12 protein-coding genes are annotated in these 16552 nt (G+C 62.5%); 6 read left to right on the top strand and 6 right to left on the bottom strand.

Features of this window, described 5'->3' with window-relative positions; translation table 11 throughout:
- The coding region (locus LHL23_RS10820) for an ABC transporter permease (protein ID WP_413229471.1) at positions 1–744 on the bottom strand (744 nt) is incomplete at its 3' end.
- Between the two features lie 410 nt (positions 745–1154).
- Here LHL23_RS10820 and LHL23_RS10815 point away from each other — a divergent pair.
- Complete coding sequence (locus tag LHL23_RS10815; protein WP_226429869.1) at positions 1155–3575, top strand: FAD-dependent oxidoreductase; 2421 nt, start codon at positions 1155–1157, stop codon at positions 3573–3575.
- Between the two features lie 435 nt (positions 3576–4010).
- On the opposite strand, the gene LHL23_RS10810 is transcribed toward LHL23_RS10815, so the two are convergent.
- Together LHL23_RS10810 and LHL23_RS10805 are read right to left on the bottom strand one after the other, a co-directional pair.
- Entirely contained in the window at positions 4011–5555 is a 1545-nt protein-coding gene (locus tag LHL23_RS10810; RefSeq protein ID WP_226429868.1) for a trimethylamine methyltransferase family protein, read from the bottom strand.
- A gap of 120 nt (positions 5556–5675) precedes the next feature.
- Complete coding sequence (locus tag LHL23_RS10805) at positions 5676–6590, bottom strand: LysR substrate-binding domain-containing protein (protein WP_226429867.1); 915 nt, start codon at positions 6588–6590, stop codon at positions 5676–5678.
- A gap of 181 nt (positions 6591–6771) precedes the next feature.
- Here LHL23_RS10805 and LHL23_RS10800 point away from each other — a divergent pair, with 181 nt between their 5' ends.
- Genes LHL23_RS10800 through LHL23_RS10785 form a run of 4 tightly spaced genes read left to right on the top strand, consistent with a single transcriptional unit; the run spans position 6772 to position 11842 of the window.
- Complete coding sequence (locus LHL23_RS10800; protein ID WP_226429866.1) at positions 6772–8025, top strand: sarcosine oxidase subunit beta family protein; 1254 nt, start codon at positions 6772–6774, stop codon at positions 8023–8025.
- A 16-nt stretch (positions 8026–8041) separates the two neighbouring features.
- Positions 8042–8311: a sarcosine oxidase subunit delta gene (locus tag LHL23_RS10795; RefSeq protein ID WP_226429865.1), complete on the top strand. Its 270-nt coding sequence runs from the start codon at positions 8042–8044 to the stop codon at positions 8309–8311.
- The gene (locus LHL23_RS10790) at positions 8308–11211 is read left to right on the top strand and encodes a sarcosine oxidase subunit alpha family protein (RefSeq protein WP_226429864.1); all 2904 of its coding nucleotides are present in this window, start codon (positions 8308–8310) and stop codon (positions 11209–11211) included. The genes LHL23_RS10795 and LHL23_RS10790 overlap by 4 nt, the downstream gene beginning before the upstream one ends.
- On the top strand, positions 11198–11842 hold the full coding sequence (locus LHL23_RS10785; RefSeq protein ID WP_226429863.1) for a sarcosine oxidase subunit gamma: 645 nt from the start codon (positions 11198–11200) through the stop codon (positions 11840–11842). Before LHL23_RS10790 ends, LHL23_RS10785 begins: the two co-directional genes overlap by 14 nt.
- Positions 11843–11933: 91 nt before the next feature.
- On the opposite strand, the gene LHL23_RS10780 is transcribed toward LHL23_RS10785, so the two are convergent.
- The gene (locus LHL23_RS10780) at positions 11934–13211 is read right to left on the bottom strand and encodes a M24 family metallopeptidase (RefSeq protein ID WP_226429862.1); all 1278 of its coding nucleotides are present in this window, start codon (positions 13209–13211) and stop codon (positions 11934–11936) included.
- 109 nt (positions 13212–13320) lie between these two features.
- Positions 13321–14439, bottom strand: coding sequence for a trimethyllysine dioxygenase (locus tag LHL23_RS10775; protein WP_222481860.1), 1119 nt, complete (start codon positions 14437–14439; stop codon positions 13321–13323).
- Between the two features lie 91 nt (positions 14440–14530).
- On the opposite strand from LHL23_RS10775, the gene LHL23_RS10770 reads away from it, so the two are divergent.
- Positions 14531–15250, top strand: coding sequence for a TetR/AcrR family transcriptional regulator (locus LHL23_RS10770; protein WP_226429861.1), 720 nt, complete (start codon positions 14531–14533; stop codon positions 15248–15250).
- A gap of 915 nt (positions 15251–16165) precedes the next feature.
- Here LHL23_RS10770 and LHL23_RS10765 read toward each other — a convergent pair.
- Entirely contained in the window at positions 16166–16477 is a 312-nt protein-coding gene (locus LHL23_RS10765) for an ETC complex I subunit (RefSeq protein WP_226429860.1), read from the bottom strand.
- Positions 16478–16552: the final 75 nt, after the last annotated feature.

The raw sequence follows: 16552 nt of genomic DNA, 5'->3' as shown, positions 1-16552 counted from the left end.
GTTGGCCGGGCCGAACTGCACTTGGATCAGGTTCGCCACCATCTTGCCCTGCGAGCCGCCGACCAGCGACGGGGTGACGTAGTCGCCCACGGTCGGGATGAAGATGATCAGGCTGGCGGCGATGATGCCCGGCACGGTCAGCGGCAGGGTGACACGGATGAACCGCTCCAGCTTGTTGAGACCCAGGTCGGTAGCCGCCTCCAGCAGCGAACGGTCGATCTTTTGCAGCGACACATAGATCGGCAGGATCGCAAACGGTGCCCAGGCATGGGCCAGGGTCAGCACCACTGCGAATTCATTGTACAGAAGGAAGGTCAGCGGCTCTGTGATCAGCCCCAATGAGATCAGCGCCGAGTTCATCACCCCGTTGAAGCCGAGGATCAGTTTCCAGCTGAACACCCGCAGCAGGTAACTGGACCAGAACGGGATGGTGATCAGCAGCAGCCACAGGGTTTTCTTCTGGGTGCGGAAGGCGATGAAATAGGCGATCGGATAGGCCAGCGCCACCGTCGCCATGGTCACCGCCCCGGCAATCAGGATCGAGCGCAGCATCAGGTGCCGCACCAGCGGATCGGTCGCCGCCTCCAGGTAATTGGCCCAGGTCAGGGTCTTGTCGATCTCGACATAGGTCTGGGTCCAGAAGCTGTAAGCCACCAGGATCCCCAGCGGCGCAGCCACCAGAAGCCCCACATAAAGCGAAGCCGGGGCGCTTAATGCATAACCTTTGCCTGCTTCGCTTTGAATGTACAATTGTCATTCCTCCCTGGCATTGACGCTAATTCCGGTTGGAGAAAGCGCCCCAATTTCTCCCACGCGCCGTGTAGATATCTTCAGCAGGCACCGCAGAATCTTGCAGGCGCTAGAACTGGACACTACGGTGACCCAACTGCCGCCCTGACACCCGGAACGGCCTTGTCTTGCGAGCTGCCGTGATGCCGTTCCCTGCCCGGCCGTTAGGTCGTGGTCCCATAACGATCCGGCAGCAATGGATTCATCTCAACTAAATAAATTTCGATCGTCACCAAGAAAATTACACCGTCGGATTTGGCCGCAGAATCAAATTTGAGGACCCCGCAATTAAATTTGTTTGAGTTCACCCGCCCCCTGCTCGACAGTTTTTCAACCGAAACCTCAGCGACAGCAGGGCGAGCGTAATGGAAACAAAAGCAAGAGTGGTCATTATCGGCGGCGGGGTCGTCGGTTGCAGCATCCTCTATCACCTGGCCAAACGGGGCTGGAAGGATGTGGTGCTGCTGGAACGGCAGGAGCTGACCGCAGGCTCCTCCTGGCACGCGGCCGGCAACCTGTTCACCCTGACTGCCCCAGGCAATGCTGCGGTTCTGCAAAAGTACACCATCGACCTCTACCCGGAGCTGGAGCGTGAAAGCGGCCAGGAGTGCGGCCTGCACTATAACGGTGAGCTGCTGGTCGCGAAGGATGAGGAAGAGATCAAGACGCTCGCCATCGCCCATGCCTTCGGCAAGCGTTATGGCATTGAATCCGAATTTATCTGCCCGGACCGCGCCAAGGAGCTTGCTCCGACCCTCAACACCGATGACCTGACCGCGATCCTGCATGAAAAAACAGCCGGTTACTGTGATCCAGCTAGCGTCACCCATGCCTTCGCCAAGGCCGCGCGCAACTACGGCGCCACAATCCACCGCCACACCCCGGTATTGGAAACCAACCAGCGCCACGACGGCAAATGGGACGTGGTGACCGAAAACGGCACCATCACCGCCGATTACGTGGTCAATGCCGCCGGCCTCTGGGGCCGCGAAGTGGCGGCGCTGGCGGGCATCAAGCTGCCCCTGATGCCGGTCGAGCACCATTACCTGATCACCGAAGAGATCCCCGAGATGGCGGAAATCGGCAGTGATCACGCCCTGCTGTCCTATGCCGATGCGAACCTTTACATGCGCCCCGAGGGCAAGGGGCTTTTGATCGGCGCCTATGAAAGCAAATGCATCCACTGGTCCGAAGACGGCACCCCCTTGGACTTCGGTCACGAGCTGCTGCCCGACGATCTGAGCCGGATGGAGGACGAGTTTCTGCAAGCGGTCGAGCTGATCCCCAGCCTCGCCGATGCCGGCATCAAGAGCGTGATCAACGGCCCCATGATCTTTTCCCCCGACCTCGGCCCTCTGATCGGCCCCTACCCTGGCAAGCCAGGCTACTTCTGCGCCAACGGCGTGATGACCGGCTTCAACCAGGGCGGCGGCATCGGCAAGGTGCTGGCGGAATGGATCATCGACGGCGAGCCCTCGCTGGACGTCAGCTTCTGGGACGTGGCCCGTTACGGCGACTATGCCGGCAACCGCTATGCCAAGCAGATGACCAAATACTGGTATGAAAACCGCTCCAGCCGGATCTACCCCTACCAGACCTTCCCGGCAGCGCGTCCGATGAAGACGTCACCAATCTATGACAGGCTGAAAGACGCAGGCGCAGTGTTTGGCGAGACCTGCGGTTGGGAAGACGCCTATTGGTATGCAACCAATGACGCCGAGCGGCAGGAGAGCTATTCCTACGAGCGCCCCGCCTGCTTCCAGGCCGTCGCCCGCGAATCCCGCGCTGTGCGTGAAACCGCAGGCCTGTTCGAGCTGACCAGCTATGGCAAATACCGCTTCAGCGGCGCCGGTGCGGTGGCCTATCTGGACCGCATCATGGCCAACAAGATCCCGTCCGTGGGCAGAACTGCGCTCTGCCCGATGCTGAGCCGCCAAGGCAAAGTGACCGGCGATTTCACCGTCACGCGCCTCAGTGAGGACAGCTGTCTGGTGCTGGGGTCGGGCGCGATGGAAAAGATCCACGAACGCTGGTTCCTGGAAACCATGCCCGAAACCGGTATCGCTTATGAGAACCTCACCAACCGCTATGCGGGCCTGCATGTGGCCGGCCCCAACGCCAAGGCAATCATGGCGGCGGTGGCCCCGGGCATCAGCTTCGGCAGCGCAGATTTCCCGTTCCTGTCGGGCCGCGAGATGGACCTGGGCCCCTGCCCCGGCGCCTTTGTCATCCGGGTCTCTTACACCGGCGAATGCGGCTACGAGATCTACATGCCGATGGAATACCAGCGCACGCTGTTCGAGGAGATCCTGGCAGCGGGCGAACCCCACGGCCTGACCCTCGCAGGCGGCCACGCGCTGATGGCGCTGCGGCTGGAAAAAGGTTTTGCCGGCTGGAACATGGAGCTCACCTCCGACTACTACCCCCACGAAACCGCACTGGCGCGCTTTGTCCGCTACGGCAAGGGTGACTTCATCGGCCGCGAGGCTGCCTTGGCTGCCAAGGAGGCCGGGCCGCGGGAGTGCTTCGTGCAATTCGCCGTCGATACGGGCGAGGCCGACGCTTATGGCGGCGAGCCGGTGTTCTTGAATGGCAAGCTGGCCGGCTACACCAGCTCCGGCGGCTACGGTTACTGCGCAGACACCAGCCTGGCGCTTGGCTACCTCTATCCCGACACCATCGACCCAGCCGCCGAATACGAGATCGACATCGCCGCCAAGCGGTGCAAGGCGCGCCTGCTGACCGCCCCGCCCGTCGACCCCGAGGGCCTGCGTATGCGCAACTAACACGCCGTCATCACCGGAAGGGGCTGGGCCACCATCCTCACCGCATCCAGCCCCGCGAACCGGAGCAGTGCCGCCTAGGCCTGCTCCGGTTCTTTTTTGTTACGGCCTGCGCTGCAGCGGCCCTGCTGGCGCCCGAAGGATATCCAGCTGGATTTCTGTGCGTGTTCTCTGTGCTGCCGCGTTAAGGGCGGCGGTGAAGCACCGTAAAGGGAATGAAAGCGCAAAAAATCTCCAGAACCGGGCTTTTTTTGCGGCGCATGGCGGCGCAGCTGCGGCCAGCCACTACTGGTGAAATTCGCGAGGAAGGCGGAAACGGGTTGCCAAGCACTGGCTGTCAGCAGCAGCTCATAAAAAAAGCTGCCCGGCCATGGGGAGCCGGGCAGAATGACCTTATGCAGCTCCGCTGCCGCATAAGGCTGGGAGAATGTTCGCAGGTCAGGCGGCTGCGCCGTGGATCTCCTGCTTGCGGCGGGCCATGTAGTCCTTCAGCTGGTCCTCGATTGCCGCGTCGATAGGCGGCTGCTCATACTGGGCCAACATCTGCTTCCAGATCCCGTTGGCGCGCTGCGCGCTGTCCATGCTGCCGCGGTCTCTCCAGTTCTCGTAGTTGTCCCAGTCGGACACCAGCGGCGTGTAGAAGGCGCTCTCATAGCGCTCCAGCGTGTGCTGGGTGCCAAAGAAATGGCCGCAAGGCCCGACCTCGCGGATCGCGTCCAGGCCGATGGCCGCATCGGACACCTCGAACGGCTGCTGCGCCGCGGCCATCATCTGCAGCATCTCGGCATCGATGATCAGCTTCTCGAAAGAGGCCACCAGCCCGCCGCCCAGCCAGCCCGCGCCCTGGTTCAGTAGATGCACATGGCCGCTCATCGCGCCCCACAGCGACATCTGGCTTTCATAGGCCGCCTGCGCATCAACCGCGTTGGAGGCGGTCACATTGCTGGAGCGGAAGGGGATGCCGTAGCGCCGCGCCAGCTGGCCGGTGGCCTGCGCCGCCAGCGTGTATTCCGGGGTGCCAAAGGCCGGTGAGCCGGTTTTCATGTCCACGTTGGACGTGAAGCCGCCATAGACAACCGGAGTGCCCGGGCGCACGCATTGCGCCAGTACGATACCAGACAGCGCTTCGGCGTTCTGCTGGGTCAGCGCGCCCGCAATGGTCACAGGCGACATCGCACCGGCCAGCGTGAACGGGGTGATGATCACGGGCTGGCCGTGCTTGGCCATCTCGATCAACCCCTCTCCCATCGGCCCGTCGATCTGCAGCGGCGAGTTGGTGTTGATCACGGTGGTAAACACCGGCTTGCCGATCAGGTCCTCGCGCGAGCAGCCGAGCGAGATTGCCGCCATTTCCAGCCCGTCAAGGGCGCGGTCGGCGCCCAGCCCCCAGGGTTGCCAGTTTTTGTCGGTCAGGGTGATCTGCGCGAAATGCAGGTCCAGATGGCGGCTTTCCTGTGGCAGGTCCAGCGCCTCGAACGGGCCGCCGCCTTCTTGATGCAGGATATTCAGGCTCTGCACCAGCTTAATGAAATCGCACATCTCCGCATAGGTGCCCTGCCGCCGCCCCTTGTCGAGATCCGAGACAAAGGCCGGGCCGCCAACTGAGGCAAAGATCGCGCAATCATCGCCTAGCTGTACATTGCGCTCCGGGTTGCGCGCGTGCAGCGTGAACGACGACGGCGGCAGCTTCAGCTTCTCATCCACCAGCCCGCGGTCGAGCCAGACCATCTCCTCGCTGTGGTCCACCTTTGCCCCGGCTTCCTGCAGATAGCGCCGCGCTTCTGGGTCCAACACTTTGACGCCGATTTCCTCCAGAATCGTCAGCGAGGCCTCGTGGATCGCCTCTATCTGATCGGTGCTCAGCACGTTTGTGGGGGCGGTGCGGTAGCGGACCTGGGTCCAGGGTGATTGGGTTACAGCGCCGCCGCTGCGGTCCGGCCGGGCGCCGCCGCGGGCGCGTCTGCGTGCAGAGGTTCGGGTCATGGCTACCTTCCTGCGGAGAGCTATCTACTGTTCAACTGTACAATAGATAAGCATGGAAGTTCGACCCATGCAATCTTTATTGTTCGAATGTACAATAAAGTACCCAACCGCCTGTCCGGGTCAGCCAAGTGCCGCCCATGCATTCCCGGACTCGCCGCTCACAGTGATCATCCAATTCCGGAAGCGCGGTCCATACGGCAAGCCAGCGCCGCGGGGGGTGGTTACTAGCGCCAAGCACCAGCCGGTGGAAACAACCGCCGGCACTGGCGCTACCAGACGGCCGGCCGCCAGATCATGATCCAGGTACGGCCTGCGGCCCATGGTGATTCCCAGACCTTCCTTGGCCGCTTTCAGGCAGCTGGAGCACATGTCCAGCTCCAAGTAGCGGGCATTGCGGTGATCCGCGACCCCCTGCGCCTCGAACCAGGACTTCCATTCCTCATCTTCCGACAGGCTGGCGATCAGGGTGTGCTGCAGCAGGTCCTCCGGGCTTTCGATCTGCCTGTGCGCTGCCAGATACTCCGGCGCCGCCACTGGCACGATATCATCGGAAAACAGCACCACAGCATTCTCCGGCACGTTCTCCTTCGGCAGATAGGCCAGGGCAAAATCCGCCTCCCGGTTCAAACCGTCTCCCGCCAGTTCGGAGGTGCTCAGCCGGACGGCAATATCGGAGTGCTTCTGATGAAAATCCCCCAGCTGCGGAATCAGCCACACATCGGCCAGCGATGGGAACAGGTTCAGCGTCAGCTGCGACCGCCCGGTTGAGCGCGCCAGCACATCTGTCGCCATCTCGATCCCATCCAGCGCAACACTTAGGCGTTCGAAATAGGCCTGGCCTTCTTCACGCAGGATCAGCCGGTTGTTGCGCCGGATGAACAGCGGCATGGCGATGAAATCCTCCAGCGCCTTGACCTGGTGACTGACCGCCGAGGCTGAAATGCCCAGCTCCTCCGCCGCCAGCTGGAAATTGCAATGGCGCGCAGCCGCCTCAAAGGCCTTGACTGCCGCAAAGGGGGGAAGCCGTCTTTTCATGGTTCAATCCGCCGGTATTCAGGACCCATCCAATGTGACGCCAAGCGCCTGATTTCTCAATGGAAGACTTAAATTGAGCCACCGCTGAATTTTTTTACCCTGTCGGGCAGGGCCGGTGCCGCGCCATCATCATCCGGTAAACTTCCCAGCGGAACGAAGCCCGGAACGGGCGCCGGAGACGATGCAGTATTCAGTCACATCTTTGGTGAAACAGGCCTTGCGCGGCCACCAGGGCTGGCCCGAGGCCTTCCGCCACCCGGAGCCCCGGAAGCACTATGACGTGGTGATCATCGGCGGCGGCGGCCACGGGCTGGCAACCGCCTATTACCTGGCCAAAGAGCACGGCATCATCAATGTGGCGGTGCTGGAAAAAGGCTGGATCGGCAGCGGCAACACCGGCCGCAACACCACCATCGTGCGCTCCAATTACCTGCTGAACAGCGAAATTCCCCTGCTGGAATGGTCGCTGAAACTGTGGGAAGGCCTCAGCGAGGAGCTGAACTACAACGTAATGTTCTCCCAGCGCGGCGTTCTGGACATCTTCCACACCGACGGCCAGCGCGACGAGGCGGTGCGCCGCGGCAATGCGATGATCATGAACGGCGTCGACGCGGTGATGCTGGACCGCAAGCAGGTGTTGGAAATGATGCCGCTGGTAGACGAAAACAATGGCCGTTTCCCGGTGCTGGGCGGCCTCCTCCAGCCGCGCGCGGGCAACGCCCGCCACGATGCCGTGGTCTGGGGTTATGCCCGTGCTGCCGACCGGCTGGGCGTCGACATCATCCAAAACTGCGAGGTCACCGGGTTTGAGCGTGACGCCAATGGCCGCATGACCGGGGTTGAGACCACCCGCGGCCGCATCGGCGCGGGCAAGGTGGCGGTCGCGGTGGCGGGCCATACAAGCCAAGTGTTGCAGATGGCCGGGATCAAGCTGCCGGTCGAAAGCCACAAGCTGCAGGCCTTCGTCTCCGAGGCGGTAAAACCCTGCGTCGACACTGTCGCGACTTTTGGCGTCGGTCACCTCTACATCAGCCAGTCCGACAAGGGCGGCCTGGTCTTCGGAGGCATGCTGGACGGCTACAACAGCTTTGCGCAGCGCGGCAACCTGCCGATTGTCGAGGACGTGGCCGAGGCGATGATGATGTTCCTACCCTCGCTGGGGCGAGTGCGCCTGCTGCGCCATTGGGCCGGCGTGGTCGACATGACCATGGATGGCTCCCCCTACATTTGTAAGACGCCGGTCGAGGGTCTCTATCTGAACGGCGGATGGAACTACACCGGCTTCAAGGCGATCCCCGGCGCCGCCTGGTGCTTTGCCCAAACCGTCGCGAACGATGCGCCGCACAAGTACAACGCGCCGTTCCACCTTGACCGTTTTGCCGAAGGCCGCCCGGTGGATGCCACTGGCGGCGGTCCCTTCCCCAACCACCACTGAGGAGGGCTGACACCCCATGCGCATCCCCTGCCCGCTGTGCGGAGACCGCCCGCTGGAAGAATTCATCTATCGCGGCGACGCCACCCTCCCCCGCCCCGCCGCAGACGCCCCGATGGAGGTCTGGGTCGATTACGTCTACCTGCGCGACAACCCCAAGGGCCCCCACCGCGAACACTGGCGCCACGCCCAGGGCTGCGGCGGCTGGCTGGTTGTGGACCGCAACACCGTCACCCATGAAATCACTCAGGCCATTCAGGCCCGCCCCGGCGGGGAGGTCCAGCGATGACCCGCCAGACCCACCGGCTAAACGGCGCTGGAAGCCGCCTCGACCGCAGCAAGCCCATCAGCTTCACCTTCGACGGCAAGCGCTACAGCGGCTACGAGGGCGACACACTCGCCTCTGCCCTCTTGGCCAATGGCGTCCGCCTGGTCGCGCGCAGCTTCAAGTACCACCGCCCGCGCGGCATCTTCACCTGCGACCCGCATGAACCCAGCGCCCTGGTGCAGCTGCGCAGCGGCGCCCGGCAGGAACCCAACATTCCGGCCACGATGGTTGAGCTCTATGATGGGCTGGAGGCCACCAGTCAGAACCGCTGGCCCTCGCTGCGCTATGACCTCTTGTCGGTGAACCAGCTGTTTTCGCCGTTCTTTGCCGCCGGGTTCTACTACAAGACCTTCAAATGGCCCGCAAAATTCTGGACCAATCTCTATGAGCCGGTGATCCGCCGCGCCGCAGGCATGGGCCGCCTGTCCGGCGGCATCGATCCCGACACCTATGAAAAGATCCACCACCACTGCGATATTCTCGTGATCGGCGGCGGTGGCGCGGGCATCAGCGCCGCCCGCGCTGCGGCCCAAAGCGGCGCCCGGGTGACCCTGGTGGAGGAACACGCCCGTCTTGGCGGTTTTGACAGCACCGGCCTGGAACAGGACATCGCCGAACTGGAGGCGTTGGAGAACGTCCGCATCCTGCCCCGCACGATGGTGTTCGGCTGGTATGACAACAACACCTTCGGCGCGGTTGAGCAGGTCTCTGATCACTTGCCCGTCCCCGCCGCTCACCAGCCGCGCCAGCGGATGTGGAAGATCGTGGCCCCCCAGGTGATCCTGGCCACCGGCGCCCATGAACGCTCGCTGGTCTTTGGCAACAACGACCGCCCCGGCGTGATGCTCGCCTCCGCCGCGGAGCGCTACTTGCGCGACTACGGCGTCCGCACCGGAAGCCGCGCGGTGATCTTCACCACCAACGACAGCACCACAGGCCTAGCCAAGGCGCTGGGGGCGGCTGGTGTCACCGTCGCCGCGGTGGCAGATGCCCGCAACGGCGATGAGATCGAAACCGTGCATGGCCGCACCACAGTCACGGGCGTCACCCTGCGCCAGAAGGACGGCAGCCGCCGCACCGTGGATTGCGATACGGTCTGCGTCTCAGGCGGCTGGAACCCGGCGGTGCAGCTGCTGGCACAGCGCGGCCAGAAACCGCACTGGAGCGAAAACCTGCAAGCCTTCCTGCCGCAGGAGATGGCGGGCGCGGATTTCCTTTGCACCGGCAGCCTCGTCGGGCTTGAGGCCCACGAAGATTGCCAGACCCACGGCCGCATAGCGGGCGAGGCCGCCGGCAAACGCTTTGCCGCCCCGGACAGCGCAAGCCTGGCGAACTACCACAACTATCTGGAGGCCAGCGAACAGCGCGCCGCCAAATTCGCCTACTTCGAGTCCAGCACCGGGAAGTCAAAGAAATTCATAGATTTGCAGCATGACGTGACTGCGGGCGACGTCTCGCTGGCCACCCGCGAGGGCTACCGCTCGGTCGAGCATGTCAAACGCTACACCACCCTTGGCATGGCAACCGATCAGGGCAAGACCTCCAACATCCACGGCATCGCCGCGATGTCCAAGGCACTGGACAAGCCGATGAGCCAGGTCGGCACCACCGGCTTCCGCCCGCCCTACCGGCCGGTCAGCCTCGGCGCGCTGGCGGGCCGTTCCCGCGGCAAGCACTGGCGCCCCATCCTGCGAACCCCGCTGCATGGCTGGGTCGAGGACAAAGGCGGTGTGTTCATCGAATCCGGCCTCTGGCACCGCAGCCAGTATTTCCCCAAGCCGGGCGAGACTATGAGCCAAGCCATCAGCCGCGAGGTTCAGGCCGTACGCAGCGCGGTGGGCTTCTGCGATGTCTCCACCCTGGGCAAGATCGACCTGCAAGGCCCCGATGCTGCGGCCTTTCTCGACCGGGTCTACAGCAACGGCTTCGCCAAGCTGCCGGTGGGCAAGTCCCGCTACGGGCTGATGCTGCGCGAGGACGGCATCGTGATGGACGACGGCACCGTTTCGAGGCTGGCTGAGGATCACTACTTCATCACCACCACATCGGCAGAATCCGATAGTGTTATCAGCCATCTGGAATACTGCCATCAGGTACTCTGGCAGGAGCTGGACGTTGTTTTTGCCGATGCGGGCGAGGATTGGGCGGGCATCGCCCTGGCAGGCCCCCGCGCCCGCGACGTGCTGGCCCGGATCGCCCCGGAGATGGATGTAAGCAACGCCGCTCTGCCCTTCCTGGCCGCGCGCGAATGCACCGTGTTGGACGGCGTGCCCGCCCGGCTGTTCCGGATCTCTTTCTCGGGCGAGCTGGCCTATGAAATATATGTGCCCTCCCCCTATGGCCGCCCCCTGGCCGAGGCGCTGGAGCGCGAAGGCGCCGAGTTCGGCATAACGCCTTATGGGGTCGAGGCGCTGGACGTGCTGCGCATCGAAAAAGGGCATGTCAGCTCGGAGCTGAATAAATTCACCACCGCGGCGGACCTGGGACTTGGCATGCTGATGTCCGCCAAGAAGGACTTCATCGGCCGCGCCCTCAGCAGCCGCCCTGGGCTGACCGACCCCGACCGCGAGGTTGTGGTGGGGCTGAAACCTCTGGACCCTTCGCACAGCTTCCGCCAGGGCGCCCATATCACTGCCAGGGGCGCCCCCCTCGCACCAGAGAATGACGACGGCTACATCACCTCCGCAGCCTGGAGCCCGACGATGGAAAGCTGTATCGCAATCGCTCTGGTGCGGCGCGGCCGCGAGCGGCTCGGCGAAGTGGTTGAGATCATCGACCCCCTGCACGGCGAAGACCCCGTCCCGGCCACCATCGTGTCCCACCATTTCTATGATCCGGAGAATACCCGTGTGCGCAGCTGAAGCCCGCCCCCCGTTCTGCCTCGAAGGTCTGGAACTGACCGGCGTCCCCTCCGCCCAGCCCGCCGGCGTCGTGGCCCGGATCGTGACCGGCACCACCGTGTTGCGGATCATGCCCTTCCACGGCAAGGCGACTGCAACCGGTGCCGCATTGACGCCCTTCGGCTTCACCAACCTGCCCGGCCCGGGACGCTTTTCTGAGGCCAGCGAAAACCGCCTGGCCTGGGCAGCCGGCAACTGCTGGCACCTGATCAGCCCGCACCCTGCTCTGGTGCTGGAACAAGAGCTGAAACAGGTGCTTGCCGGGCTGGCCGCCGTCAGCAGCGCCGGCGGCGGGTTCCTTCGCCTGCGGATCAGCGGCACCGCCGCCTGCGCCCTGATGGCCAAGGGCTGCGTGCTGGACTTGGACCGGTTTGTACCCGGCCGCAGCGCTGTCAGTTTGATGGCGCACACGAAAATTCACCTGCACCGCTGCGCGGACGCAGAGTTCGACCTTCTGATCCCCGCCAGCCACGCCGCCAGTTTCTGGGAGTGGCTCACCATGTCCGCCGCCGAATTCGGACTGGCGGTGCAGACGACCGCGGCTGCCGTATTGGAAGACGGGGCCCCGCTGCCGGCAGCCCTCTCCGCCTGACGCGGCAGCAGCTATCCAGCAGTCCTACTGAAAGAAAAGGCCGCCAGGAGTGAACACGGCGGCCTTTTATGGTATCCGCGGCTTCCTTTGGCTATGCCTCGAACTCCTCCCACGGGTAATGGGAAAGCAGCTCCCAGCCGGTCTCGGTCACATGGATCATCTGCTCCAGCTTCACCCCTTCCATCGCGCCTTCCTCACCGATGTAGGATTCAACCGCCAGCACCATGCCCGGCTCCACCACCCCGTCATAGCCGTATTCCTCCAAGTCTTCGCGGTAGGGTAAAGACGGGTACTCATCACACAGCCCGACCCCATGCGCCAGGCAACCATAGCGGTTCTTCTTAAACCGGTCTGGGATGGGCCAGGATTTCTCGGCAATCTCCCGGTAGGACATGCCGGGCCTGATCACCTCCATGTTGAACTCCACCTGCTCGCGCGCCAGCTGATACAGTTCCGCCTGCTCCCGCGACCAGACATCGCCGCATACCCAGGCACGGGAAATATCCGCGCAATAGCCGTAGGGCCCGACCAGGTCGGTATCGAAGGACACCATGTCGCCCGCCTCGATCACCCGCATTGAGCTTTCGTGGAACCAGGGATTGGTGCGCGGACCAGAGGCCAGCAAGCGGGTTTCAATCCACTCGCCGCCTTCGGCAATATTGACCTCATGCAGCTTGGCCCACAGGGCATTTTCGGTTATGCCCGGCCGCAGCGCATCGCGCATCGCATGCATCCCCTTGTCGGCGACCGCAATCACCGCCTTCATCAGTTCCAGTTCCCCCGGCGACTTGATCGAACGCGCCACCTCGGCCACGCTCTGGCCGTCTACGATCTCGAACCCCAGGCCCTGAATGGCGCTGCCGCCCAGATGCGACAGCCGGTCGATCGCCAGCCGCTTCTCACCTGGACAGTAGCGGGCCATCAGCCCGCCGATCTGGGTGCCAAAGGCCTCGGCCCATTCTTCCATCCGGTTGCCGGCAGCAAAGAAGTAATGCGCTTTCATCACCCCGTATTTGTCCACCGTCGGCAGACCTTCCGCCAGGAAGGGCATATCGGCGTAATCCAGCAAGGTCACCGGCCCGTCGGCGGGCACAAACACACAGCGGGTCTCGAAATGCATGCACCATATCTGCATGTTGGTGCAGTCGGTGGCGTATCGGGTATTGATCGGGTCCAGCAGCAGGAGCGCCGGCACGTCCTGCCGCTGCATTTCCGATTGCAGCCGCCCCAGCCGGTAACGGCGCACATCGTCCAGGTCGGCAGGCGCGTCGGAATGGTCCAGCGCACCGTGCTGCACAGGCCCTTCTTGCCGGTCCATCCGTACCGGCCATCTGCGATCGTGGTTGCTGATCACTTTATTCTTGGGCATCCCAGCCTCCTCACAGTTTGTTCCAGCCTGATTGCAATGGCGCCAGCCGGCCCGTTGGCCCGGCCGGCTGGCAGGTTTCACGGCCCGGCAGAGCCGTCACCGGAGTGGATCAGCCCCGTTTGCGCAAAAGCCGCAACTTGGACAGGAAATCCTCTTTGTTGTGATAAGCCCCGCACAGACGGCGGTGGCCCTCGTAGGCTTCCCGCGCGTGCAGCACCCGCCAGTTGTCGAACAGCACCACCGTACCGGGACGCAGGCCGAACCGCAGCTGGTAAGCGCGGTTATTGATCAGGCTGTTGAACAGCTTCAGGCTCCTGTAGAAAGCCGCCTGAAGGCTGTCCTCCAGCCGGAACGGCGCCCGGTCATAGTTGTTGTAGGTGATTTTGCGCAGGCCGCCGTAACGATCCAGACCGATGACCGGGTTTTCCGCCATCAGATGCACCCCGTCGCCCTTGTACTGCGCTGGCACCGGCACCTTGGCCAGCACCTCAAAGGCCTCGGGGTCCTGTTCCCGGATGTCCTTTGCCACCTTGAAGGCATCGACAAAGATGCTCTCGCCGCCGGTGCCGTCGAACTCTAGGCAGTGGAACGCCTGGTAACCGGGAGAGTCGATGGCATAGGTGCCATCGGTGTGCGGGCCGATTTCCACTGTCGAATAAGCGGTATCAGCAAAGGCCTTGTTGGCGGTGAAATCCCAGAACCCGCCAAAAATGGTCTGGCGGATATAGCCAACCCGCTTCAGCAGTTCCTCGGTGGCCTCCGGCGTGGCCGGGACGCCGGTCACCAGCGCAAACCCGTGGCGGTCGACGAGATCCAGCCACTCCGCCAAGCCGCTGCTGTCCTCCGCCATCACCGCAGCGTGGGGCACCTCCGGCAGCCCGCCCTCCAGATCTGCCGCCACCCACAGGCTCTTCGGGCGGTCTTCCTGCCACAGGCCCGGCTCTGCCATCGCCTCCAGGAAGGATACTGGGTACTCGCTTTCGTCAGCCTCCTGCGGCCAGGCAACGTAAACCGTCCCGGCCTCCAGCCGCGCGGAAACAGGCGCCAAATCAGCGGGAATTGCAAAGGTGTCAACTGACCGCTGCTGCGATTCCGGATTCATGCTGCGGGCACTATGGCAGTGGTCGCGCAGCCAAACCGCCGGATAGCGGGTGACCCGGCCGGTGCCGGTCCAGCAAATTTCCAGTTGCGTGCCAGACACCTGAAGAGATTCGATTTTGACAGACATCCCGTGCTCCTGTTTGCAATTCCAACTGTGCCGCTCCAAACTATTGTACACATGTACAGCTAACGTCAAGACTTACTGTCCAATTGTACAATTGAGTATTTTTCGGCAGCGGGCAAATGGTTTGCACTTCCCGCCGATTGCTGTACAAGTATTCAATTACCAGGAAGCAGGCAGGGATGTATCAATCTTGGCCAACCAGAAGAGACAGCGCCTCAACCCCGAGGACCGGCGTCGGCTGATGCTGCAAGGAGCCAGGGATTCGCTTGCAAAATACGGCGCCCAAGGCACTGGTGTCCGGGAAATCTGCAAGGACCTGGGGGTTTCCCCGGGCCTGCTTACCCACTACTTCGACGGCAAGGACAGCCTGTTTCTCGAGGCTTACCAGGACATGGCAAGGCAATACCTTGCCGAAGTCCGCGCAATCACCGGCAACACAGAACTGAGCGCCGAAGAGCGGCTGAAACAACTGTTTCAGCTGTACTTTTCAAACGAATGGTCAAACGACGGCGTTATTGGAACCTACACAGGTTTCTGGAGTCTTTCACAGACAAACCCGGCTTTAAAATCTGCCTTCGAGGAAACGTTTCAGGAGCAGCGGGCAGCCTTCGAACTCCTCATTCAAGGCCTTATCGAAGAACGCAGTATTTTTGTAGATTCGCATACTTTCGCTACTTTCCTATTGGTATTCCTCGAAGGTGTCTGGTTTGAAAGCTGCTTGAACCCAAAGGCTGTCGACAAGGCAAGAATTCAGGTGTTCTGCTGGGATTGGCTGGAATGTTACTTGGCCGCTAAAAGCACAGCCCCTGCCTGACATGTTCCATCGTCTGGACCCGTGCTGGTGCCACAGTTGCGCAGCCTGCTTAGTACTAATTGGTTCAGGTTCAACGATGCCAATCACTGCGACGTAGAGAATTACCAGACTTTACCTGCTTGCAATTAGTCTGGTCTTCCAATTGGACGCTTGGTTCGCGTCTCGTTTGCCTGACATGGCTGCAGCGAAAGGCGGTTTGCGCTGCGCCGATTTCCGCGGGCCCGAATGACCGCAAACAGGAAGTTCGCCACACAGCCGAAAGTCTCGCGCTGCAGGAGCGAGGGGTTTCTGCGGCAGCAATAGCTGCAAGGGCCAAAGGCGGGTCTGTCCCGCAGTGTGTGAATTCACCCAGCATCAGATTTCGGCGTCTCAGCGAATGTCCGCAATTGCGGCCGCAGTGCAGCGAAGGAACGCAGTGGCCAACGGCAAGAAAGGGCCGATCAGGTTCCGAAGGGCGAAGACGGTTCGCAACTTTGCAGCGGCGGCTTCCTGCGCATCGCGCCCCCCTGAAGCGGTCCGCAGCATTGGCAGTAGCTCGCCGGGTTCGGTGAGTGGCCGCTTTTGGTGAGATGGCCCGAAAATTTTGCACCGGCAGCATCCTTGCCGCGTCACACCAAGTCTATGACCGCTTCGGGCTGCCTGCTGTCTTGGAGCAGGCTGATGTGAAACTCTATCTTTTCACTGTTGCAGAAAGCGGCGGCTGCCCCCATCGCCCTGCATGAAGCTACCTGGCCCCCGAATATGCAGGCACAGCAAAACGAAAGAGCCTGTGCTCTGTTTCCGCAATGCATTCGGCCTCGGCCACAATGCTCAAGCCCAGATATAGAAAAGGCGCCCGCCGGGCACCCTATATGTAGATCGTGGTGAGAACTCATGCCGAAACGGTGGGAACTCGATCAAGATTTACATACAATCTCAGTGGGTCCAGGGGCCGCGGCGGTTGGTGGCGAAATTGTCGCCGTAGCCGCCCGGACGGATGTTGGCCTTGCGCTCCTTCGGGTCGACAACCACCGCGTCGATGCCGTGGTCCTCGGCATATTCCACCGCCGCTTCCTTGCTGTCGAACCGCAGCTTGACCTGCGCCTGGGTGTCGGTGGAGGAGGTCCAGCCCATCAGCGGGTCCACTTCGCGCGCCGAGGCAGGCGCAAACTCCAGCACCCATTTCCGCGTCTTGGCCATGCCAGAGGTCATGGCGTTGCGTGCCGGCCGGTAAATCCGCGCTTGCATGGGCTGTCTCTCCTTGAGTCTCAATCCAGCGCTTTTATGCGCCGGATGCGGCTCTGCGGCAAGGTGGCATTTTGA

The organism is Leisingera sp. McT4-56 (assembly GCF_020514995.1).
In the GTDB taxonomy this organism is placed as follows: domain Bacteria; phylum Pseudomonadota; class Alphaproteobacteria; order Rhodobacterales; family Rhodobacteraceae; genus Leisingera; species Leisingera aquaemixtae_A.
This window is presented reverse-complemented; position numbering and strand designations above follow the sequence as displayed.

Coding starts and splice junctions, on each gene's coding strand:
- LHL23_RS10815 (WP_226429869.1), top strand. CDS start 1,155: ATGGAAACAAAAGCAAGAGTGGTCATTATCGGCGGCGGGGTCGTCGGT.
- LHL23_RS10810 (WP_226429868.1), bottom strand. CDS start 5,555: ATGACCCGAACCTCTGCACGCAGACGCGCCCGCGGCGGCGCCCGGCCG.
- LHL23_RS10805 (WP_226429867.1), bottom strand. CDS start 6,590: ATGAAAAGACGGCTTCCCCCCTTTGCGGCAGTCAAGGCCTTTGAGGCG.
- LHL23_RS10800 (WP_226429866.1), top strand. CDS start 6,772: ATGCAGTATTCAGTCACATCTTTGGTGAAACAGGCCTTGCGCGGCCAC.
- LHL23_RS10795 (WP_226429865.1), top strand. CDS start 8,042: ATGCGCATCCCCTGCCCGCTGTGCGGAGACCGCCCGCTGGAAGAATTC.
- LHL23_RS10790 (WP_226429864.1), top strand. CDS start 8,308: ATGACCCGCCAGACCCACCGGCTAAACGGCGCTGGAAGCCGCCTCGAC.
- LHL23_RS10780 (WP_226429862.1), bottom strand. CDS start 13,211: ATGCCCAAGAATAAAGTGATCAGCAACCACGATCGCAGATGGCCGGTA.
- LHL23_RS10775 (WP_222481860.1), bottom strand. CDS start 14,439: ATGTCTGTCAAAATCGAATCTCTTCAGGTGTCTGGCACGCAACTGGAA.
- LHL23_RS10765 (WP_226429860.1), bottom strand. CDS start 16,477: ATGCAAGCGCGGATTTACCGGCCGGCACGCAACGCCATGACCTCTGGC.